Genomic DNA, 23243 nt, shown 5'->3' with positions numbered 1-23243 from the left:
CATGAAAGCTTTAATCAAACTCCTATCCAACAACAATAAAGCACTGGCTGGCTTAATCATTATCAGCTTATTTGTCCTGGCCGCTGTGTTTGCACCTTTGATCACTAAGCATGAGCCTGACCGCCGTACCGGCAATCCGCACGAGTATCCGGCCTTTATCGTCAAGGCGGCACAGAACAACCCGGACAGCTGGGTGGCGCAGAACCTGGCCGATAACAACCGGACCCTGAAGTTATCGAAAAAAGCAGACCATGTACTGGGCACCTCACGTATGGGCCGTGATATCTGGTCTCAGCTGGTTTACGGCGCCCGTACGTCTCTGGCGGTCGGTTTCGGTGCCGGTCTGATGGTCTGTTTCCTGGCAACAGTGATCGGTGTGTCTGCCGGTTACTTTGGCGGACGGATCGACGACACCCTGACCGCGGCGATGAATATCATGCTGGTGATGCCTCAGCTCCCCATTTTGTTCGTCATCGCTGCCTTTATCGGCCAGGCCGGACCGCTGACGATTGCCGTGGTTATCGCCCTGACCTCCTGGGCATGGGGCGCACGTGTGGTCCGGGCGCAAACCCTGTCGCTGCGCGAAAAAGAGTTCGTCAAAGCGGCTGAAGTTCTGGGCGAATCCTCCTGGCGCATCATCTTTGTCGAAATTCTGCCTAACCTGATTTCGATTATCGGCGCCAGCTTCATCGGCTCTGTAATGCTCGCCATCATGACAGAAGCCACCCTGTCATTCCTTGGCCTGGGCGATCCGAACTCTATCAGCTGGGGCGTGATGCTGTACAACGTACAGACCTCTTCCTCTATGCTGGTTGGCGCCTGGTGGGAGCTGCTGGCACCCTGCGTGGCCCTGACGCTGATTGCGATCGGACTGGCGATGCTGAACTTCGCCGTGGATGAGATTGCCAACCCGCAGCTGCGTTCGCACAAAGGCTTGCGCCGCTGGCAGAACATGGCCAAGAAAAACCAACAGGCACAACCTGCCACCGCAACGACCGTTAAGCCTGCACTGCAAGGAGGAGAGAAGTAATGACGACTCCACAAATTTCAATTCGCAACCTGTGCGTCGATTATATTACCGACGCCGGTGATGTCCGCGCCGTCAACGATGTCAGCTTTGACATAGGTAAAGGTGAAGTCTTCGGACTGGCAGGTGAGTCTGGCTGTGGTAAATCCACCGTTGCCTTTTCCCTGATGCGCCTGCACAAGCCGCCTGCGTTTATTACTGCCGGTGAAGTGCTGTTCGACGGTCACGGCGACATACTGACCTTCAGTGACCAGAAGCTGAACAGCTTTCGCTGGAGTGAGATTTCTATGGTCTTCCAGAGTGCGATGAACGCCCTCAACCCGGTACTGACCATGGAAGAGCAGTTCTGCGATGTGATTATGCGTCACACCAACATGACCCGGGAGCAGGCCGTGCGCCGCGCTCAGGGATTGCTGGAGATCGTTGATATCCACCCGGACCGACTGAGTGATTACCCCCACCAGTTTTCCGGCGGTATGCGCCAGCGCCTGGTGATCGCCATTGCCCTGGCACTGAACCCCAAGCTGATCATCATGGACGAACCGACGACGGCCTTGGATGTGGTGGTACAGCGCGAGATCCTGCAAAAGATCTATGCCCTGAAAGAAGAATTCGGTTTCGCGATTTTGTTCATCACCCATGACCTGTCTCTGATGGTCGAGTTCTCCGATCGCATCGGCATCATGTATTCCGGTGAGCTGGTCGAAGTCGCGCCGTCAAAGCAGATTCTGCAATCCCCGTTCCACCCTTACACCCAGGGTTTGGGCAGCTCGTTTCCGCCACTGACCGGGCCAAAAACCCGTCTGACCGGCATTCCGGGCAATCCGCTCAACCTGCTGGAAGTGCCTCAGGGCTGCCGTTTCCAGGCGCGCTGCAGCCAAGCGCACGACACCTGCTTCTCGCAAAGCACACAGCTTCGCCAACTGGAACCCGGCCGTTTTAGCAACTGCCACCTGTACAACAAGTTATAACAAGAAGGATCGGAGGCAAAATGAGCAATCCAGTCGGAACACCCATTATCGAAGGGAAGAACCTGGTCAAAGACTTTTCGGTCAACAGTAACTCGCTGAAAAAATCCAAGATGCGGGCACTGAATCAGGTGTCGTTCAAAATGTACAAAAGTCGCGGCCTGGCGGTAGTGGGAGAATCCGGTTCCGGTAAATCCACCACAGCGAAAATGATCGCCAAAATGTACGAGCCCACTTCAGGGGCTATCGAATATTTCGGTCGTGACATTCAGGACATCACAAAAAAAAGCGAGCTGATGCAATACCGTCAGGGGGTACAAATGGTCTGGCAGGATCCGTTCGGATCGCTCAACCCGACCCATACTATTTTTCACCACCTGGCACGCCCCTTACTAATCCACAACAAGGTCAGCCGGGGCAATAAAAAAGAGCTGGAAGAAAGAGTCTATGAGCTGCTGGAGCAAGTCGGGCTGATCCCGCCCAAAGCCACAGCCGAAAAGTATCCACATCAGTTATCCGGCGGACAGCGTCAGCGCGTCAACCTGGCCCGCAATATCGCGGTCGGTGCCGAAGTGGTGCTGGCCGATGAGCCGACCTCCATGCTGGATGTCTCTATTCGTGCCGGTGTCCTTAACCTGATGGAAGAAATGAAGTTTGAGCGCGAGATGGCGCTGCTTTATATCACTCACGATATCGCCACTGCGCGTTATATCGCCGAAGATCTGGCCGTGATGTACGTCGGCCACATGGTGGAATGGGGAGATACCGAAGAGATCATCCATCACCCGCAGCACCCTTATACCCAGTTGCTGGTCTCAGCGGTGCCGGATCCGAGCAAGTCGATCCATGAGCCGCTAGCGGGTAACAAAGGGGATATTCCGCTGTGGACACCTGACAGTGTCGGCTGTCCGTTTGCAGGACGTTGTGTCCACGCGACCGAGCAGTGCCGTCAACGCCTGCCAGAAGTCACGCAGTTGGCGGAAAACCATTTTGTCCGCTGCTATTTGTTCGATAGCTGATTGCAACGTCGAGAACTTATTGCAGCGAACATCGCTGAAAAATCGACAATAACTCACAACAACAAAGGAAAGCTATGCAGTTGTTAATCAACCATCTCGGTTATGAACGCACAGGTAATAAGGTTGCCATAGTTCAGCATCAGGCCGCTTTATCCCTGACGCAGGCGACCCTGATCCGCAGTAACGACCGACAAGCTGTGATGCAACTGCCGCTCTCTCAAAGCCAGCGCACAGATCAGTGGCACACAGGTACGGCAACACCCATCGATTTCAGTGCCTGGCAGGAAGCCGGACGCTACCGGATCCGCTTCGGTGATCTTGAGTCTTCTGACTTTGAGATCGCAGACGGCTTGCTGATGCAGCGTACTTTCAGTGATGTGCTGCACTATTTCAAATCCCAGCGCTGCGGCGGCAAATTCGATCAGCATGATCATGCCGTCCCGCTGTTTGGCCATCAGGACACAGTCGTCGACGCCCATGGTGGCTGGTACGACGCCTCGGGCGATGTCAGTAAATACCTGAGTCACCTGTCCTATGCCAATTACCTCAATCCGCAGCAGACGCCTATGGTGGTGTGGAATATGCTCACCGCCTTTGAGTCGCTGCAGGGTGATCCCGCTTTTGCGGATTTTTCCCGCGTCCGCCTGATTGAAGAGGCACTTTTTGGCGCGGAATTTTTACTGCGGATGCATGCACCGCAGGGTTATTTTTATATGACAGTGTTCGATAAGTGGAGTAAGTCCACCGGGCAACGGGAGATTTGTAGCTATTCAACTCAGGAGGGCATCAAAGCTGACAGCTATCAGGCCGCTTTTCGTCAGGGCGGCGGCATGGCGATCGCCGCCCTGGCCGCAGCGGCCAGGCTGGTACGCAGTGCGGCGGTGATCAAACTGGATCTGGGCGAGGTGAAACATACCGACGCCTATCTGGAATCGGCCCAGACGGCTTACTGGCACCTTAAAACTCACAACAGCCAATATCTGGATAATGGTGAAGAAAACATCATTGACGAATATTGCGCGCTGCTGGCGGCGGTCGAGCTGAGCAAAGCGACCGATCAAACCCGCTATCTCAGCGAAGCCCGTTACTGGGCCGATCGACTCGCTGCCCGTCAGCAGTCTGATAACCAGCAGCAGCATTACTGGAGCGCGAACGCTGATGGCAGCCGGCCGTATTTTCATGCCGCGGAAGCGGGTCTGCCGGTCATCAGTTTGCTGCAGTATTTACAGATTGAATCGGATCAGCACCGCCTGAACGCCATAGAAGAGGTGCTGGACAATGCACTGTATTTTGAACTGAACATCACCCAGTCGGCCGCGAATCCGTTTGGCTATCCGCGCCAGTATGTCAAAGCGGTGGATGGCGACAAGCACAGTGCCTTCTTTATTCCGCACAATAACGAAAGCGGCTACTGGTGGCAGGGAGAAAATGCCAGACTCGGCTCTCTCGCCGCCATGGCCTTCATGGCTGCCCCTGTTGTGCACAGCAGTGAACTGAGCCAGCGGCTGAAAGATTATGGTCATCAGCTCCTGAACTGGGTGCTGGGCCTCAACCCCTTTGATATGAGCATGCTGGACGGACACGGCCGCAATAATCCTGTCTATCTGCCTGAGCTAGGGTTTTTCAATGCCAAAGGCGGTATCTGCAATGGCATTACCTCGGGTTTTGACAATGAAGCGGATATTGCCTTTGCGCCGCCGGCCCAGGCCAACGACATGCTGCAGAACTGGCGCTGGGGGGAGCAATGGATCCCGCATGCCGCCTGGTATCTGCTAGCTATCGTGATGCAATGTAAGGAGCGCCGCCATGGCTGATGATTTGCGTTTTCTGGTCGGTATTGACGGCGGTGGCACCTCTTGCCGGGCACGCCTTTGCGATCAAAACGGCCGGATACTGGCTGAAGCTAAAACCGGCAGTGCCAATATTCTGCTCGGCGCGGAAGTTGCCATGGCATCAATACAAGATGCGATTGCAACCGCTGCGGCACAAGCCGGCCTGACCGAAGGCGACTTTTCTCACCTTGCTGTCGGTCTGGCACTGGCTGGCGCCGAACATCGCAAAGCCTGGTACGACTTCATGGCCCAGCCGCATCCCTATGGCCGGATGGTGCTCAACACCGACGGCTACGGCGCCTGTCTGGGCGCCTGGAACGGGCAGGACGGCGCCATATTCATTGCCGGTACCGGCTCAGTCGGCATTCTGCGCCGCGGCAAGGAGATCACTGTGCTGGGCGGGCGGGAATTTCCGATTTCCGATCAGGGCAGCGGCGCCGTCATGGGTCTGCGGCTCATTCAGCAAGTGTTGCTGAGCGTTGACGGCATCGTGCCTCAGACCGAGCTGGTCCGCCATGTGCTGGCTCACTTCGGACAGGATGTCGATGCGATTGTCGAATGGTCAAAAACCGCCCGTCCTTGCGATTATGGCCAGTTTTCCCCGCAGATTTTCCGGCTGTCAGAGCAAAACGACAGCCTGGCGGTAGCATTGCTTCAGCAGACGGCCACAGATATCGAGATGTGGCTCAACGCCCTGCTGACCCGCGGTGCAGACCAAGTGTGTCTGATGGGCGGCATCGGCGAGCGCATCGCCCCCTGGCTGACACCCGCAATTCAACGCCGACTGGCTGCTCCGCAGGGAGATGCCATGGCTGGCGCAATACTGATCGCCCAGGGCGATCATAACCTGTATCCATTATAAGGGGCTATCATGAGCTATCGCCTTGATTTAACTGTTATCAATCAAACCGATACGGAATCCCGCTTCGCGCTGACCTTACACAATCTGGGTGATCAGGCGCTGGAAGCCTGGTCCCTGGCATTTATCCTCAGTCGCTGGATTGAACCGGCTTCGGTCTCTCGCGGCGTACTGCAGCAGACTGGCAGCTACTGTACCCTGTCAGCCTCAGACGCTGCCGCGCTGGCACCCAACAGCCATTTCTATACCGAGTTTTCCATCAAGACCCCGCCACTCACCCTGCATGGTGACGGCGTGATCGACGCCTGCCTGTATGCCAATCAGCAAGGCGAAGCACTGCCGGTCACTGTGACCCCGGTGAACCTCAAACACCCGGTGCAGGACCGACAGACGGTCGCCTTGCCTGCGCCCAAGCCGATTAACCTGATCCCGGCTCCTGCCAGTCTGAAAACCTTGCCGGGCGAATTCCGTTTTACCCGCGATACCGCGCTGGCGGAATTTCCTGACGCCGCACAGGGCAGTGTGAACTGGCTGCAACAGGAACTGGCCCACTGGCTCGACACACCACTGCAGGTCAGCTCCGGCGGCAATATCCACTATCAGGCACGCGCCGATCTGGCTGAAGGCGCTTACCATATGCTGGTCGAACCCGATCACATCTGGCTTGAAGCCAGTTCAGCCGCCGGTTTCAGCCATGCCACAGCCAGTCTGCTACAGTTACTGCCTGCTCAGCCGACGCATCAGATTGAGCACTCGCTCAGCGTGCCAATGGTGGAAATTAACGATCAGCCGCAATACGGCCACCGCGGCATGATGCTGGATTGTGCGCGCCATTTTCACTCCGTTGCCCGGATCAAAAAACTGCTTGATCAGCTTGCCCGCTATAAGTTCAATACGTTCCACTGGCACCTGACCGACGATGAAGGCTGGCGCATCGAGATAGAAGCCTACCCTGCCCTGACTGAGATCGGGGCATGGCGCGGACCGCAAGAGCAGTTGGTTCCGCAGTTTTCGACCGTTGATCGCCGTTACGGCGGCTTTTACACCAAGCAGCAGATCCGGGATATCGTCGCCTATGCGGCTGATCGCGGCATTCAGGTGATCCCGGAAATCGATATTCCCGGCCATTGCCGGGCAGCCATTAAATCGCTGCCGGAGCTGCTGGTTGATGAAGCGGATCGCTCGCAGTACCGCAGCATCCAGAATTATTCGGACAATATTCTGTCACCGGCTCTGCCTGGGACTTACACCTTTCTGACCACAGTGCTGGATGAAGTCTGCGAGTTGTTCCCTGCACCTTTCCTGCATGTGGGGGCAGACGAAGTACCCAACGGTGTCTGGACCGACAGCCCGGCGTGTCGCGAGCTGATGGCCGCAGAGGGTTATGAAGACCCGTTTGAGCTGCAAGGCCATATTTTGCGCTTTGTTGAAAACTACCTGGCTCAGAAAGGCAAGCGCATGCTCGGCTGGCAGGAAGTGGTCAAAGGCGACAAAGTCAGTCAAAACACCATAGTGATGCCGTGGATGAATGAGCAGGCCGGACTGGACTGTGCAGGCAAAGGCTACCAGGTCATCATGCAGCCCGCGCAGTACACCTATCTGGATCTGGCGCAGGGACATGCCGCCGAGGAAGCCGGGGCCAACTGGGCCGGGATCTTACCGCTGGAAACCGTGTACAGCTATCGCCCGCTGGCCGAGCTGGAGCCAAGCGATCCCAGACTGAATCAAATCATGGGTATTCAGTGCGCGTTATGGTGTGAGCATGTCTACAGCCAGGCAAGGTTTGAATACCTGCTCTATCCCCGCCTGCTGGCGGTCAGTGAAGTGTGCTGGTGCCCGCCGGATCAGCGTGACTGGGATGATTTCAAAGCCCGCCTGCATGGCCAGCTGAACTATTTAGACCGGGTGGGAGTGAACTACCGCCAGGGTTAACAGAACATGTCCAGAGCCCGTCACAGTGGTGAGCTGCGGGTGGGTTCTGTCGTGTGTCGTGAAGTGTCTTTTACATCCTATATGGTTGTGTTGGCAATAAGTTCGGGGACCTCTGGTCCCCTTTTTTTCCTCTGCCACCTGCCGGATGACTGGCTCAGTGTTGCGTGAATCACCCGCACTCAGGGCCGTTAAATACTCTCGCCCAACTCAATTTTCACATCCAGGGTAATCACCTTCTCTGTCGCCGGCTCACCGCGCAGCCGCTGTAGGATCTGCTCGGCGGCGACATAGCCAATCCGCTCACGCGGTGTGATCACTGTGGCCAGACGCGGCACCATCACCTGACTGATGTCATGGCCGTGAAAACCGGCCACCGCCATTTGCGCCGGCACCTGAATACCTAACCGCTGGCATTCATAAATCGCCCCGATGGCCAGGTCATCATTGGTACAGAAAATACCGTCGGCATCCGGATATTTTGCCAGTGACTGCCGCAGTAAACCGGCGCCTAAGCTGAACGAGGAGGCTTCCTCGGTCTGAATGCTGCGTGGCACCAGCCCGTGTTTTTGCATCACCTGCTGATAACCGGTAAAGCGCAAGTGGGTCCGGGCATCCATCCGGGCAGCAAAATACACGATATGGCGGCGACCGCGGGCGATCATCTGCTCTGTCATCGCCTCAGCGGCGGCCTGATTATCAAACCCCACCGCCTGAGCGATGGCCGGGGAAACCGAATCCATGATTTCCACCACAGGCACCCCGGCGGTATCGAGCATTTTTCGCGCCCGCTCGGTATGCACGCTTTCCGACAGAATAATGGCATCCACATTGTAGGACAGCAGGGAGGCGATGTTTTTCTCTTCTATTTCAGCGCTATAACCATAGTGTGCCAGCATGGTCTGATAACCGGCAGGACCGGTGACCTTTTCAATGCCCCGGATCACTTCCGCAAAGACCTGATTGGTGAGTGAGGGTACCAGCACGCCAATGGCATAACTTTTGGCATTGGACAAAATATCGGGGGCGCGATTGGGAATGTATCCCAGCTCCTCGACAGCGGCGGCAATTTTGCTCTGCAAGGCCGCTGAAACCTGACTGGGATCGCGCAGGTAACGACTGACCGTCATCTTAGTCACTCCGACCAGGTTCGCAACATCCTGCAAAGTCGGGCGTTTATTTTTGGTTGTCATGGTATTTTTCATGTGTCGGATTGGGCTAAACAAGCCCAAGATTACCACAAGCGCCTGTTGTGATTTGTAACCTGGCGCAAAAAGAAACAGGCCCTGAGGCCTGTTTGCATTACACTTTGCGTTGCACGCGCGGGGACTGACTCCAGCTCAGATGGAAGGCGTCAGTCTCTGGCTGATCAATGCGGGAATAGCTATGGGCGCCAAAGTAATCGCGCTGGGCCTGTAACAGATTGGCCGGCAGCACATCGCTGCGCAGGGTGTCAAAGTATTGCAGCGCTGAGCTGATCCCCGGCATGGCAACACCGGCCAGGCTGGCAGCCGCAACGGCTTTACGCCAGTTTAACTGACGCTCAGTGAGCTGAGTGCGGAAATGACCGGCTAACAGCAGGTTGTCCAGCGCCGGCTGCTGCTCGAAGGCACGGCTGATATCCTGCAGGAAAATAGCGCGAATAATACAGCCGGCGCGCCAGATCCTGGCGATAACGGCGTAATCAAGCGGCCATCCCTGCCCGGCAGCTGTGGTTTTCATCAGCGCAAACCCCTGTGCGTAGGTACACAGCTTGGCGCAGTAGAGTGCATCATGCAGCTGGGCGATCAGCTCGGTTTTATCCAGGGTCTGAGCGTCATCCGCGACCAGTGGCAGTGATTTGGCCGCCTGCACACGCAGAGATTTCATCCCGCTCATCGCGCGGGCAAACACCGCCTGGGCAATCGTCGGCGCCGGGCTGGCGACTTCCAGGCTGTTGACGGCCGTCCACAAACCTGTGCCTTTCTGCCCGGCTTTATCCAGGATCATTTCCACCAGCGGCCGGTCAGAGTCCGGATCCTGCTGCTGCAAAATATCGGCACTGATTTCCATCAGATAGCTGTTCAGTACGCCCTGGTTCCAGCTGGCAAAGATCTCGCCTATCTCGGCGGCAGGCATCCTGAGCTGCTGGCTGAGGAACTGATAGACCTCGCAGATCAACTGCATGTCGGCATATTCAATACCGTTATGCACCATTTTCACGTAATGGCCGGCACCGTCCGGTCCCAGGTAAGCCGCGCAGGCTTCGCCCTGACTCAATGGCGGCAGCGGCTGACCCGCGCTGTCGACCTGCGCGGCGATGGCTGTCCACATCGGGCCGACCTGACGCCAGGCTTCGGCACTGCCGCTGGCCATCAAAGCCGGGCCATGGCGGGCACCTTCTTCACCGCCCGACACGGCTGTGCTGAAAAACTGGAACTGGCCCTTAAACCGCTTATCGCGGGCCAGGGTATCCGTCCACAGGCTGTTGCCGGTATCAATCACTGTATCTTGTGGTTCCAGTCCGGCCTCCAGCAAATCCGATATCACGGCATCGACCGGTTTTCCTGCCGGGACAGACAAGGCAATCACCCGCGGCGTCTGCAACGCCGCCAATACCTGATGCAGAGAATCACAGGCAGTAAATGGCGCTTTCGCCAGCTTTTCAGCCTGCTGCCAGGCTTGCTGCACCAGGGAGGTCTGCAGATCAAAGCCGGCCACCGCAAAGCCGTGTTCCAGCAGGTTCAGCGTCAGGTTTCGCCCCATCACGCCTAAACCAATCATGGCAATATTGCACTGGGTTGATGTCATTCTTTTTCCTTTTACTGCAATGAGTGACTCAAAATAGCTCTGCCTTGTCAGGCCGGCGACAGTCGGGTGAGAATATCCTGCAGCACCTCGTGCTGCGACTGACGGATATCGATAAACAGTGCTTCATCCTGCTCTGGCTCAACCAGAGTCGCAAACTGGCTTTCCAGCATAGTGCGGCCATTAAAATAATGATCCGCACGCTGCTGGTGGCGGTTCCAGATAGTGTCAAAATCCCCCTGGAGGTAGACAATTTCCAGCCCGTCTATCCCGGCGCGCAACTGACGGCGGTATTCAGGTTTCAGCGCAGAGCAAGCCAGCACCGCATTGGGGGCATCCCGCAACAACTGGTTGAGCCGTGCCAGCCACTCAGCCCTGTCTTCATCATTGAGCGGCACGCCTTCACTCATTTTTCGGACATTGTCCGGCGAGTGAAAATCATCGCCATCAAAAAAGCGCAGCCCCAGTGCCGTCGCCAGCGTGCTGCCTATCAGGCTTTTACCGCACCCTGATACGCCCATTACAATTATCTTTTTTGGTTTCATCGCCATTATCCCAGCCCTGCTCACAGTGCAGGGCAGTTCCTTATTGTTATTGTTCTTTTCTTAACGCCACCACAGCGCAAGCTGCGGGAAAACAATCACCAGCGTCAGTGCAATCAGCTGAAGGCCGATAAAAGGCAGCAGAGAGCTGAAGATTTCGCCTAAACTGATATCTTTTGGCGCCACCGATTTGAGATAGAAAGCTGCCGGGCCAAAGGGCGGAGACAGGAAAGAGACCTGCATGTTGAGGCAGAACACTACGCCGAACCAGATCGGGTCCATGCCCAGCCCGGTAATAATGGGCACAAAGATAGGCATGGTCAGCAGCGCAACCCCGACCCAGTCCAGGAACATACCCAGTACCAGCAGGATCACCATCATGATCAGCAGGGTCATGGTGGCACTGCCGCCACTGAAGGCCAGAATGGTTTCTTCAACGAAATCAATGCCGCCCATCAGGTTGTACACACCGACCAGCGCACTGGCGCCGATGCCGATCCACATGATCATGCCGCAGGTACGCATGGTCGCAATGGCACTGTCTTTGAGCATGTTCCAGCTCATTTCGCGCCGGATCACAGCGCTGATCATAATGCCGACCACACCCAGCGCAGAGGCTTCCGTAACTGACGCCACACCGGTGTAAATACTGCCGAGCACAACACCGACCGACAGCAGCGGAAAAAATAAGGCTTTGAAATAACTGATATCCCTGGCGGCATCTTCCGCCAGCTCTGCCTCGGTTGGCAAAGGGGCCAGCGCAGGATTGAGCTTGCAGCGGATCAGAACATAGCCGATGTACATCAGTGCCAACAGCAGGGCGGGCAGGAAAGCCGCTTTGAACAGATCACCAATCGACACACTGGCCGTCAGACCATAGATGATCAGCACAATGCTCGGCGGCAGCATAGTGCCCAGCGCGCCGCCGGCGCAGGTGGTACCGATCGCCAGCTTGCGGTCATAGCCCAGACGCAGCATTTGCGGCAACGCCAGAATGCCCAGCAGCACGGTTTCGCCACCGATCACGCCCGACATGGATGCCAGCACCACGGCCACCAGCAAGGTCTGCACCGCGACACCACCACGGACACGACGGCCGACAGATTTCATGGCATCAAAAAGATCGCGGGCGATGCCGGAGCGGTCAAGCAGCGCCGCCATCAGCACGAACATAGGCACGGCGAGGAAAATATAGCCGTCAACAAACGAATACATCCGGCTGGTGACCAGCGGCAAGGCATCCGGGCCAAACCAGCCCAGGGTAAAGATCAGTGCTACCAGGCCGGTGACAAACGCCAGCTGCATCCCGGTCAGCAACAAGGCAATCATCAGCCCCAGCATCAGCAGGCTGCCGTAGCCGATCCCCATTGACGATAACTCAAACATCTTTCTTCCTCAGTCCACGGATTTCAGCGATCAGGTGCAACAGAAACTGCACAGACAATACACACAGGCAGATAAAAATGATCCCTTTGAGCAAAGCGGGAAAAGGAGGGTTCCAGGCAGAGCCTGAGGTTTCCAGACGCATTTCGCCCCACGGGGTGATCCAGGCTTCACGGGCCATGGTGTACGAGGCCCATGACATCAGCACAGAAAACAGCAGTCCCATCACATGATGGAACACATTGAGGTACTGACGCGTGCGTGGTGACACCATGTCGTACAGCAGGACCACACGCACGTGCTTGTTGGTCGCCATGGCATACAGGCCACCGACAATAAAGAGAGAACCGCCAAGAAACGACGCGGTTTCATGCACCCAGATAGTCGGCGAATCAAACACATAGCGCATCAGCACTTCATAAAATGAAATGATCACCGTAAAAATGAACAGCAGACTCAGCGCATTGCCTATTTTGACAATGGCCGCATCCAAGCCATTTTTCGGCTTGTCCTCATCATGTTCTGCGGGGGTTGGATTGGTATTCATGACAGTTCACAACTCTTGCTACATCAGATACAGAGGGCTGATGGCAGCCCTCTCACAGGGGGATTAGTGGTGCGTGTCAGACAAGCTGTTCTGAGGATTACAACAGTGCGTTGTCTTCCAGGAACTTAGTCACAGATTGGTAAACTTTTTCTGCATTTGGCGACTTTTGGGCGAACACTTTCCATTGCTCACGGGCGATTTCGCGGAATTTCTTACGCTCTTCGTCCGACCAGTTGTGAATGGTGATGTTCGGGTTCGCCTGGGCTTCTTTCACCGCCTGCTGATCGGCGATCTTAAGCTGCGTGGTCATGTCATAGGCAAAGTCACGCACAGAGGTGGTCAGGATCTCCTGCAGATCCGCTGGCAGTTTGTCCCACTTTTTCTGGCTCATCGAAATATCGATCAGCGGCAGCGAGTGGAAACCTGGCTGAACCGGGTGTGTGGCCACATCGTTCATACCGGCTTTCTGGTTGGTGGAAAAGACAGTGTAATCCGCAGCGTCAATCACGCCTTTGCTCAGGCCGGTGAACACTTCAGAACCCGGCAGGTTCACCGGCGAGGCGCCTGCGGCCGCAAACACCTGCTGCACCAGACCTTCCGGGGCACGCAGTTTCAGGCCTTTCAGATCGTCGACCCCATTGACCGGTACTTTAGACACAAAAGACTCCACCCCTGTGGTCGAGCCGCCGATAAATTTCACCCCGTAAGGGGCATACAGCTCAGTCATCAGCTGATAACCGCCGCCATAATTCACGTACTGCAACAGCTGAGTGGTATCGGACCAGGCGCCGACCGTGTTACCGATCAGACCGAACGCAGGATCTTTGCCGGAAAAATAACTGGTCGCTGTAATGTGGCCGTCCAGGATCCCCAGCTTAATCGCGTTCAGGGTTTCAGTGTGTTTAACCACACTGCCCACTGGCAGTAAGTCAATGTCAATACGGCCGGCAGACATGGTTTCAACGCGCTCCGCCCAGGCTTGCTGAACCTGAAAGTTCTTATCTCCAGCCGGGTCAGACGACTGGAATTTAAAGGTGTAGTCAGCCGCCAGCGCGGAAGCAGTAAAGGTGCCGGCCAGTGAGGCAGCGAGCAGAGTGCAGGTGAGCTTTTTCATCAGGTACAGTCCTATTGTTATTAGTCACGTCGTTGTCGTTAATGACCGGCTGTTAGTTGTTATGTTACCGGTAACTTTGATAACAAATGCTAACAGAGAAAAAGAACGGCTGTCTTTGAAGATCATCACAACAATGTCACCTGATGCGATCTGATTTCGTTTATCCGCTGACACCATTTTTTGTCTTAAGGTAAGTAAATGATTGAACTGTAAATTACCGAACCAAGGTCATGTTTCATTATTGTTTTGTAAATCAATAGTTTTGTATCACATGCCGAATTCGTTACTATATGAGCTTACGGACTTATGGAAGGGATTGATTATGCGTGTAGGTGTATTAATGGGCGGGGAATCGAGCGAGCGGAGTGTATCACTGCGCTCTGGCCAGGCCGTCTGCGAAGCCATTGGTGAATTAGGGCATGAGGTGATAGCGATCGATCCCTCCAGCCTGCACAGTACCCTGGAGGCATTGCAGTCGGTCGACAAAGTCTTTATTGCCCTGCATGGCAGCCTGGGTGAAAGCGGCCATATTCAGGGATTGCTGGACTGGCTGAAGATCCCTTATACCGGCAGTGGCCTGGCCACCTCGGCACTGTGTCTCAATAAGCTGCGCACACGCCAGATATTGGCCCAGCACGGTTTTCACTATGCCAATTGGGTCGCCGTTCATCGCCAGCAGTCGCTGCAAGAGATTCAGTCGGCAGCCGATGCCCTGGGCTACCCTTTGGTCGTCAAACCCAGCTCTCAGGGTTGCAGTATCGGGGTATCGAAAGTGGAATCCTCTGCTCAGCTGGAGGCCGCAGTAATGCAGGCCTTTGACTATAACCACGATATCCTGCTTGAGGCTTTCATCTCCGGCCGGGAATACACCTGCGGTATTTTGGGTGACACCGCACTGCCTGTGGTGCAAATTCGCTCTGACACTTTCTTTGACTGGACAGCCAAATTCGGTGCCCAGACCGCGACCTACCATTGTCCCAGCGATCTTAACACCGAGGCAGAGCGGACTATTCAGCAACTTTCACTGTCGGCTTTTCAGGCGTTAGGATGCCGCGGCTGGGGCCGGCTGGATGTGATTCTCGGCGACGACGGTAAGATCTACCCCATTGAAATGAATACCTCACCGGGTATGACCCAGCGCAGCGTCTTTCCGATGGCCAGCCGCGAAATCGGTCTCGACTTTACCCGGACTATCGAGCAGATTCTGGCGCTGGCCACTTTTGATCCTGTGTAATCTGTCAGCGGCCCGTCGCAGTATCAGCACGGGCAACTGGCGGCTAAAAGGCCACTTCCATACAGCGTTGTCCTTCGACAGCAAAGGCTACCACTAAGCCCTGTTCATCATTGTACTGATGCGTCACACTGACCGATTTTCCCATGCGCAGCGCAATGAGCTGTTTCAGTTCATTAACCAGATTTTGCTTCTCTTCTGCGCTCAGCGTTGTCACTTTTGCCATCAAAACAGTCTCCTGACTAAGTTCATTACTGCTAGTTAGGGCGACGGAATCTTATCGATCAGAAAAAGAATCGCCTGCTCACCACCGGGGCCGACTGCAGATTCATTTATTTTTGGGACGATTGTCCTGATTATTCATCCGTGCCCCTTCCTGAATGCGCTTATTCAACACTCACATTATTACACTTGATTCACATCACAAAACGCACGCTTGATCGCGTTTAACTGACGTCGTCGTACAAAACGTGAACTAATTTCGAATTACAGCAGCGTCGCTTCTACGAGGCAAACCATGAAACTGCAGCAAAAAATACTCACCGCTTTGCTCCTGTCAGGACTGGTTCCGGCACTGGCTATGATGATCATTGCCACCTATCAGGCCGGAGACTCGCTAAAACTGCAGGCCTATAACCAGCTGGAATCATTACGCGAAGTGAAACTGGACGCGGTAGAGCGTTACTTTTCCGCCCTCAATCAGCAAATTACCCTTGAAGCCAACAACCCGTTCACCGCGCAGGCACTGGAGGCTTTGCGCCAGGGAATCGCTGAACTGCCGCCGGTCAATGAGACTGCGCGTCGCCAGGTCAAACAGTTTTACACCGAGCAGTTCATCCCCAAGCTGAAGGCTAACGCACCGGATCTTCAGGTATCGGCGGACTCGCTATTCAGTCAGCTTGCTCCTGCAGCGATTTCACTGCAGGCCAGCTACCTGGCGAACAGTCCCTATCCTTTGGGTGAGAAGCAACGGCTCGATAAAAGCGGTGATTCAGCCTACGATCAGGCCCATGCGGCCTATCACCCCTTCTTTCGGGAGCTGATTGACACCTCAGGCTATTACGATCTCTTTCTGATCGATGCACAAACGACACAGGTAGTGTACAGCGTCTACAAGGAAGTGGATTTTGCGACCTCGCTGAATAACGGCCCTTTCAGTGCCAGCTTGCTCAGTCACGCTTTCCAGGCTGGGATGGCACTGGAGAAAGGCCAGACCGCGCTGATTGATTTCAGTCTCTATCTGCCCTCTTACCACTCTCCGGCCGGTTTCATCGCGGCCCCGGTTTATCAGGGATCAAGTCTGGCTGGCGTACTGGTCATTCAGTTTCCGATCGATCGCCTGACGGCCATCATGGGCGTGCGGGCCGGACTGGGTGACAGCGGGGAAACTTACCTTGTCGGGCCGGACAAGCTGATGCGTTCCAACTCCTATATCGATCCCGTTAACCACTCAGTACATGCTTCTTTCCTGCATCCAGACAAAGGCAGTATTGATACCGAAGCCGTGCGCCGCGCCCTGGCGGGTGAAACCAATATTGATGCCATCAGCGACTATAAAGGCAACGCCGTGCTATCGGCGTTTGCGCCGGTTCAGCTCGGGGCCATTCGCTGGGTTATCGTTGCAGAGATCGACCAGGCTGAAGCGCTGGCCGCCATCAGCCAGCTCAACATCAGCGGTTTTTTCGTTATCCTGGCTATGCTGGCACTGATCATTCCTGCCGCCCTGCTGATCAGCCGCAGCATTACCAGACCGATAGGCGGAGAGCCTGAGCACATGGAACACATTGCCAGTGCCATTGCCGACGGCAATCTGCGTCTGGACATGAATGACGACAAACCAGCGACCGGGGTGTATGCCTCGATGAAAACCATGTCCGGCAAACTGAGCGAGATCATCCATCAACTGAAAATCGCAGCCGGTCAGCAGCGCAGTGAAGCGGAGGCATTAGCCGCCAGTGCGGTGCAGACGGCAGAGACAGTATCGCGGCAGGAGCAGGAAACCACACAACTGACAGTGGCTATTGATCAGATGAGTGCCACAGCCAAAGATATCTCAGGCAATATCGCAACAGTCGCCACTGTCAGTAACGAGGCCAATACCCAGGTGACAGATTGCGCTGGCTTGCTTATGCAAAGCACTAAAAGGCTGAATGAAATGTCCAGTGACATGCGTGAAGCCAACGATAAACTGGGCCTGCTGCGCCAAAGCTCAGATGAGATCACTAAGGTGCTGGACACCATACGCAACATTGCTGAGCAGACCAACCTGCTTGCCCTCAATGCCGCGATAGAAGCCGCCCGGGCAGGCGATCACGGGCGTGGTTTTGCCGTTGTCGCCGAAGAAGTGCGTCATCTGGCGCAACACACTCAGGATGCCACCAGCGACACCGCCACCATGCTGGAAACCCTGCTCAACCACGGCCGTGAGGTCAGCGATGTGATGACCAGAAGCATTGATCACACCTACAGCGTCTCTGAACAGGCCACCAATGCCACTCAGCGCCTTCAGCAAGTGGTGAAATCGGTGGAGCATATCGCAGACATGACCGCTCAGATCGCGGCAGCCTCTGAGCAGCAATCCGCGGTGTCAGAAGAAATCAGCAATAATATCAACAATATTTATATTATGTCGCGCGACACCAGCAGTGCGGTTGAACAGATATCAGCCAGCAGCGAAGAGCTGTCCACCCTCTCTGCTCAACTGGAAAAAATGGCCGGTCACTTCAAGGTGTAAGCGCTGCCACCTCTGTCATACCTCTCCTGATGCTCTCACACCCTACCAAGTGTGAGAGCACTCAAAATAATTAACAAAAATATCACAACCATCATTTTGCCTATTCAACCGGAAAACGACAAAAAAACCCGACAGATATGAATTTTTAATCACTTTTGTGGCATTTAAACCACAATGAGTTCTGATCCTCAACCAACTTACTGCTTGCACTATCTGAATAGCGCATTACGATAAATTCAACCGTGTATCCTTCAGAGACATCAAATGGCTTTGCAAATTGATCAACAATTCGACGCTGCCCCTTGTGTTCTGAACACGGTTTCTGCCCATGCGCCTACCCTACTGTTCAGCTACTACAAACTTAGCCGTACTGCGCTGAGTGAATGGTGTAACGAATAAAACCCCCACGCTTCTGAATTTTCCCATTCAGCTTCCGGCCTGCTTCAAGCACAGCAAGGTGATCTGATTTCATCGGATTGTCGATGTGATTCCGCACGCCTGAACCTGAACTTACTCCATTCAGTTTGTGGTGTTTTATGTTACGTATTATTCAAAACGTCAGGCTTTTTGCGCCTGAAGATCAGGGTATTTGCCACCTGGTGATCTGTGGCAACCGTATCCATTCAGTTTCCGACACTTTACCCGCCATTCCCAGTGACATGGCTGATGTGATTAACGGCCAGGGCATGTGGCTTGCCCCAGGGTTCATCGACGGACTCGTGCATTCAGTGGGCGGCGGCGGCGAAGGGGGTTTCATCAACCGCACGCCAGAAATTCAAGCCGATGAAATGCTCAGAAACGGCGTCACCACAGCCGTTTCTGCGCTGGGGACCGACGCGATCACGCGAAATTTACCTAATTTACTGGGTAAATGTCGCGAACTGTCGGCAAAAGGCATAGATAGTTACTTCTATACCGGTTCTTACCACCTGCCACCAACAACACTCACCGGCAGTGTTGCAACCGATCTGTTGTACATCCCGGAAATTATCGGCATCGGAGAACTGGCCTTGTCTGATCTGCGTGGTTCAGTGATCCGATTTGATGATCTCTACGCCATTGCCCGTCAGGTTCGGACCAGTGCCAACCTGGCCGGCAAAAAAGGCGTGGTGTTTTGCCATATCGGTGATCATCCCGATCAGTTAACTCTGCTTGACGATCTCATTGAGAAAACGGAACTGCCTTACTCCCTGTTTATTCCCACCCACATCAACCGTAATCCGGCGCTGTTTACTGCTGGCATCCGCTATGCCAGAGCCGGCGGTTTCATCGACATCACCACCAGTACCAATCAGGGCCTGCTGGATGACGGCGAGGTTTTCTGTTCCGAGGCACTGGCCAAGGCATTACAGGCCGGCGTGCCGGTTGAGCGGATCAGCTTCAGCTCAGATGCCAACGCCAGCCTGCCGAGATTCGATGCCGATGGCAACACCATAGGCGTGGACACCGGTCGGATCGCTTCGCTGTATGAGGCCGTTCAATTAGCCGTCACCCGGTACGGGGTGCCGTTTGACTTAGCCATTCAATGTATTACTTCCACCCCGGCCAATGCGCTCGGGTTTCACCGTAAGGGATACATCAGGCCGGGCTTCGATGCCGATCTGGTACTGATCCAACCTGACAACATGCAAATCAAACAAGTCTGGAGCCAGGGCGTTCCAAGAATTTAACCGTCATGTCCAATCAAAATGAGGGAAATCACCATGGATATGGAAATGCAATCAACCACCGGAGCTGGCAAGCGCAAATGGAAAATGCCGACTGTCTATACGCTCCTCTTCTTTATCACGATAGCCGTCGCGCTGCTGACCTGGCTGCTGCCGGCAGGAAAATATGACTATCTCACCAGTGATTCAAAGACACTGGTGAAAGCGGCAGACGTGGCTGATTACAGCGGCGGGGAACGTTTACTGCCAGTGCCCGGTTCCTTTACTGAACTTGAAAGTCATCCGCAGGGGCTGTCAGATATTCTGGCGGCACCGCTGGCAGGCTTTGCCGATGCCAGCTCAATTATCCTGTTTGTCCTGATGATTGGTGGCTTTTTGAATGTCACGATCAAAACCGGCGCGATGGATGCCAGCATTGCTTCTTTGTCCAAGCGGTTTGCAGGCAAAGAACAATGGCTGATCCCTTTGCTTATTTTCATACTGGCCGTTGGCGGCAGTACTTATGGGATGAGCGAAGAAACTGTGAGTTTATGGGTCATCCTGCTGCCTTTTTTCATTGCTGCCGGTTACGACCGAATGGTCGTCGCAGGCATCATCCTGCTCGGCAGCGGGATAGGTGTTGCAACCAGTACGGTGAACCCGTTTGCGACCGGTGTTGCCTCCCGCTTTGCTGACATTCAGCTGGGTGACGGCATACTGTTCCGGTTGCTGACCTTTGTGGTGCTGTATGTGATCACCAGTGCTTTCATTATGCGCTATGCCGCGAAAGTCAAAGCCGATCCCAGGGCTTCCCTGCTGCACGATATCGACTTTGATGATCAGTTTTCTCAGGCACCTGCCGCCCTGGCATTCACCACGCGCCACAAACTGACCATGGCGGTGTTTTTCGGCGCCTTTGCGCTGATGATCTACAGCGTGATTCCCTGGGAAGATATCGGGGTCACGTTTGTGCCAGCGCTGAACTGGTGGCTGAAAGAAATCTCTGTCATCTACCTGACTGCCGCCATGCTCATTGGCCTGATCAACCGCATGCCGGAAGCGAAATTCGTGAGTGCATTCATTGCAGGCTGCCGTGACATGATAGGTGTGGCGCTGGTGATTGCAGTGGCCAAAGGCATCAATGTCATCATGAACAACGCCAACATCACTGACACCATTCTGAGCTGGGCTGAGCACCTGGTGGTCGGTTTAGACAGTGGCGTATTTGCCGTGGTGAGTTATCTGGCACACATTATTCTGGCCTTTTTCATTCCGTCCAGCTCCGGCCTGGCGACCGTTTCTATGCCGCTGATGGGACCCATGAGCGACTTCGCCGGAGTCAGCCGGGACATAGTGGTCACCGCGTATCAGCTCGGCTCCGGCTGGATCAATCTGTTTGCACCCACAGCCGCCACTGTGGTGGCCGGCCTGGCCATGGCCAACATCCCCTACGGCCGCTTCCTGAAATGGGTCATGCCTTATATCGGGGCAGTCCTGCTCAGTTCGTGCGTCATGCTGTACTTCGCCGCTTAACCCTGCAGGCTGCCAGCCCCACCCAACTAAAAGGGCTGGCAGCCTGATCTTACGACATTCAATCAATACGGACGTTGTCCTCCGGTATCACCGGAGAGGTCTCAATGGAGGCAATATAATGAAAACGCTTTTCAATCTCTCGACACTGACGGCCGGCATTGCGCTGACCCTCTCCCCCGGCTGTCAGGCTGAATCGGCCCCGGCAAAGCAGCTCTTTCTGGGCGGCGGACATTTAGTGGTCTGCTCGTCAATGACCCAGGCAGAATGTGCTGACTGGGACAGTTACCGGCAATCTGCACTGGCCAACCTGACCGATGCTGAGATACGTACCCCCACAGAAGAACCGGTCGCCACATCCGACGCTTACATTGAGCGCGTGATCAATGCCGCTCCCTGGGCCGCGGATCCTCAAATGCAACAGGCGATTTCAAACGCTCTGCATGCCCTTCAGCTTCAGTATAACAGCCAGCCCATCCCGTCCTGGGATGACTTTAAAGCCGCCATGCTGGCACTGACGACCTCTGACATCAATGTCACCGTCAATGACACACAGATCGACGGTGAGTATCTGTGGTACGACGCCAGTTCAGATCAATGGGATGCCCTGGCCTACCTGAAAAAGGATGACGGGCTGATCACTTATACCCGTACTGCCAGCCGTGATCATGCAGCGGCAGAAGCCTTTGCTGGAAACACCGGACTGCTCAATGCACTCGCGACCTTGCCGGAAAATACCAGCTTTACTTATATCGATTTCATTACCGCCATTGGCAGCACCTACAATAACCTCAGCATTGAAGACCAGTTCAGGGTGCTGCGCCTGTTCCGTAATCTGCCTCAATACACCCGTCCGGTGGAATATGTGGCCCTGAATGATTCCCTGAGCAGCGACTCTGTCACGGCCTACAACACATTTGTCGAGATGGCAAAAACAGCTTCCGGCCAAAGTGGTCAGCCCCACATCCTGGTGATGACTTCCTCTTCCAATAATCACTATGACGTTGCAGATTATTATGTTCAGTTATTTGAACAGGCGGGGGCGACCGTCACCTGGTTCCCGGTTGATCGGGCCTACCGCCAGAGTGTCGATCAAAACCAGTGTGACGATCTGCAGCTCACACACGATGTTCTGGCCGGAAAACCGCACCAGGATATCTATTTTGCCGACTATGCCAGTCAGGCGCAGGCCGCCTGTGACAATCCGGAAACCGTGCTGTCGATGATCCAGTCTGCAGATGGTCTGTTTATTAATGGCGGCAGTCAGTTACGCACGCTGGAAAGCCTGATCAGCAACGGAACCGACAGCCCGGAAATGGCTGCCATCCGGAGCCGCTTCGAGCAGGGAGCACTGGTGATTGGCGGAACCAGTGCCGGCGCGGCAGTTCAGGGCGGCGGCAGGCTGACGCCAAATGATGCCATCAACCCTATGATTGATGGCGGTACGGCTTATGATGTACTGACGTCTGGCTACCCGGCCCATCTGATGAATGCCGAAGGCGGGCTGGGGGTCTTCAACTGGGGCGTGACAGATACGCACTTCTCCGAGCGTGCACGTCAGACCCGGCTGATCAAACTGGCCCATCAGCAGGACGTCCGCTTTGGCTTTGGGGTGGATGAAACAACCGCACTGGTGGTCAGCCAGGCTTTGACGCCGGACGCACCGGTGTCCATGTCTGTCGTTGGTCAAAACGGGGTTTATATTGCAGATAACGCAACCGCCAGTCTGGTACAGGAAACCCCTTTCTGGATTCGCGATGTCACCACGCATTATCTCAATGCCGGTGACACCTTCACCTGGTATCCGGCCACTGAAACTTACACCCTCAGTTTCAATCCGGATGCCGCCCTGTATACCGGTTACAAGAAGAACCGGACAATCACAGATAACGACATCCTGTATCAGGATCATTACCGGACTTTACTGGATGACATGATTCAGACTCAGGTGAAATCTGCTGTGGGTTACAGCTATGAATATAACCCCGAATTCATTCTGGATTTCGAGCGCAGCAGTAATACGGTGGGGGCCGTTTATCATGGCAAAGCCTCTTACCAGTCGGTGATGACGTCGATTACCCCGCAATAATTTCAC

Annotated in this window: 19 protein-coding genes; 12 read left to right on the top strand and 7 right to left on the bottom strand. The window is 54.9% G+C overall.

Annotated elements, in window-relative coordinates; translation table 11 throughout:
* The first annotated feature begins 1 nt into the window (after nt 1).
* From P0Y67_RS02875 to P0Y67_RS02850, 6 genes are all read left to right on the top strand, one after another.
* On the top strand, nt 2-1030 hold the full coding sequence (locus P0Y67_RS02875; RefSeq protein ID WP_342390671.1) for an ABC transporter permease: 1029 nt from the start codon (nt 2-4) through the stop codon (nt 1028-1030).
* Nucleotides 1030-1998 (top strand): ABC transporter ATP-binding protein, encoded by a 969-nt coding sequence (locus tag P0Y67_RS02870; RefSeq protein ID WP_342390670.1) that lies wholly within the window; start codon nt 1030-1032, stop codon nt 1996-1998. Before P0Y67_RS02875 ends, P0Y67_RS02870 begins: the two co-directional genes overlap by 1 nt.
* Before the next feature lie 20 nt (nt 1999-2018).
* On the top strand, nt 2019-3014 hold the full coding sequence (locus P0Y67_RS02865) for an ABC transporter ATP-binding protein (RefSeq protein WP_161443386.1): 996 nt from the start codon (nt 2019-2021) through the stop codon (nt 3012-3014).
* Nucleotides 3015-3088: 74 nt separating this feature from the next.
* Nucleotides 3089-4828: a glycoside hydrolase family 9 protein gene (locus tag P0Y67_RS02860; RefSeq protein WP_342390669.1), complete on the top strand. Its 1740-nt coding sequence runs from the start codon at nt 3089-3091 to the stop codon at nt 4826-4828.
* The gene (locus tag P0Y67_RS02855; protein ID WP_342390668.1) at nt 4821-5708 is read left to right on the top strand and encodes a BadF/BadG/BcrA/BcrD ATPase family protein; all 888 of its coding nucleotides are present in this window, start codon (nt 4821-4823) and stop codon (nt 5706-5708) included. Before P0Y67_RS02860 ends, P0Y67_RS02855 begins: the two co-directional genes overlap by 8 nt.
* Before the next feature lie 9 nt (nt 5709-5717).
* Nucleotides 5718-7637 carry a beta-N-acetylhexosaminidase gene (locus tag P0Y67_RS02850; RefSeq protein WP_342390667.1) on the top strand — a complete coding sequence of 640 codons (1920 nt, stop codon included), beginning with the start codon at nt 5718-5720 and terminating at the stop codon, nt 7635-7637.
* Nucleotides 7638-7825: 188 nt separating this feature from the next.
* Here the strand turns inward: P0Y67_RS02850 and gntR are convergent, their stop codons facing one another.
* The 6 genes from gntR to P0Y67_RS02820 form a co-directional block, all read right to left on the bottom strand.
* Nucleotides 7826-8827: a gluconate operon transcriptional repressor GntR gene (gene gntR, locus P0Y67_RS02845; protein WP_342390666.1), complete on the bottom strand. Its 1002-nt coding sequence runs from the start codon at nt 8825-8827 to the stop codon at nt 7826-7828.
* Between the two features lie 109 nt (nt 8828-8936).
* Entirely contained in the window at nt 8937-10424 is a 1488-nt protein-coding gene (gene gndA / locus P0Y67_RS02840; protein ID WP_342390665.1) for an NADP-dependent phosphogluconate dehydrogenase, read from the bottom strand.
* Between the two features lie 47 nt (nt 10425-10471).
* Nucleotides 10472-10966, bottom strand: a complete 495-nt coding sequence (locus tag P0Y67_RS02835) for a gluconokinase (RefSeq protein ID WP_342390664.1) — start codon at nt 10964-10966, stop codon at nt 10472-10474.
* A 60-nt stretch (nt 10967-11026) separates the two neighbouring features.
* Nucleotides 11027-12349, bottom strand: coding sequence for a TRAP transporter large permease (locus tag P0Y67_RS02830; RefSeq protein ID WP_342390663.1), 1323 nt, complete (start codon nt 12347-12349; stop codon nt 11027-11029).
* Nucleotides 12342-12893 carry a TRAP transporter small permease subunit gene (locus P0Y67_RS02825; RefSeq protein ID WP_027253167.1) on the bottom strand — a complete coding sequence of 184 codons (552 nt, stop codon included), beginning with the start codon at nt 12891-12893 and terminating at the stop codon, nt 12342-12344. Before P0Y67_RS02825 ends, P0Y67_RS02830 begins: the two co-directional genes overlap by 8 nt.
* Before the next feature lie 97 nt (nt 12894-12990).
* Complete coding sequence (locus tag P0Y67_RS02820; protein WP_342390662.1) at nt 12991-14007, bottom strand: TRAP transporter substrate-binding protein; 1017 nt, start codon at nt 14005-14007, stop codon at nt 12991-12993.
* A 322-nt stretch (nt 14008-14329) separates the two neighbouring features.
* Between P0Y67_RS02820 and P0Y67_RS02815 the strand changes: the two genes are divergently transcribed.
* Nucleotides 14330-15241 carry a D-alanine--D-alanine ligase gene (locus tag P0Y67_RS02815; RefSeq protein ID WP_342390661.1) on the top strand — a complete coding sequence of 304 codons (912 nt, stop codon included), beginning with the start codon at nt 14330-14332 and terminating at the stop codon, nt 15239-15241.
* A 43-nt stretch (nt 15242-15284) separates the two neighbouring features.
* Here the strand turns inward: P0Y67_RS02815 and P0Y67_RS02810 are convergent, their stop codons facing one another.
* Nucleotides 15285-15464, bottom strand: coding sequence for a hypothetical protein (locus tag P0Y67_RS02810; protein WP_027253170.1), 180 nt, complete (start codon nt 15462-15464; stop codon nt 15285-15287).
* A gap of 291 nt (nt 15465-15755) precedes the next feature.
* Here P0Y67_RS02810 and P0Y67_RS02805 point away from each other — a divergent pair, with 291 nt between their 5' ends.
* From P0Y67_RS02805 to P0Y67_RS02785, 5 genes are all read left to right on the top strand, one after another.
* Nucleotides 15756-17972 carry a methyl-accepting chemotaxis protein gene (locus P0Y67_RS02805; protein WP_342390660.1) on the top strand — a complete coding sequence of 739 codons (2217 nt, stop codon included), beginning with the start codon at nt 15756-15758 and terminating at the stop codon, nt 17970-17972.
* Between the two features lie 264 nt (nt 17973-18236).
* Entirely contained in the window at nt 18237-18371 is a 135-nt protein-coding gene (locus P0Y67_RS02800; RefSeq protein ID WP_276324933.1) for a hypothetical protein, read from the top strand.
* A gap of 137 nt (nt 18372-18508) precedes the next feature.
* Complete coding sequence (iadA, locus tag P0Y67_RS02795) at nt 18509-19642, top strand: beta-aspartyl-peptidase (protein WP_342390659.1); 1134 nt, start codon at nt 18509-18511, stop codon at nt 19640-19642.
* 33 nt (nt 19643-19675) lie between these two features.
* Nucleotides 19676-21151 carry a YfcC family protein gene (locus P0Y67_RS02790; RefSeq protein WP_342390658.1) on the top strand — a complete coding sequence of 492 codons (1476 nt, stop codon included), beginning with the start codon at nt 19676-19678 and terminating at the stop codon, nt 21149-21151.
* A 118-nt stretch (nt 21152-21269) separates the two neighbouring features.
* On the top strand, nt 21270-23237 hold the full coding sequence (locus P0Y67_RS02785; RefSeq protein WP_342390657.1) for a cyanophycinase: 1968 nt from the start codon (nt 21270-21272) through the stop codon (nt 23235-23237).
* Nucleotides 23238-23243: the final 6 nt, after the last annotated feature.

This window comes from Photobacterium sp. SP02 (genome assembly GCF_038519165.1).
Lineage (GTDB): Bacteria > Pseudomonadota > Gammaproteobacteria > Enterobacterales > Vibrionaceae > Photobacterium > Photobacterium halotolerans.
This window is presented reverse-complemented; position numbering and strand designations above follow the sequence as displayed.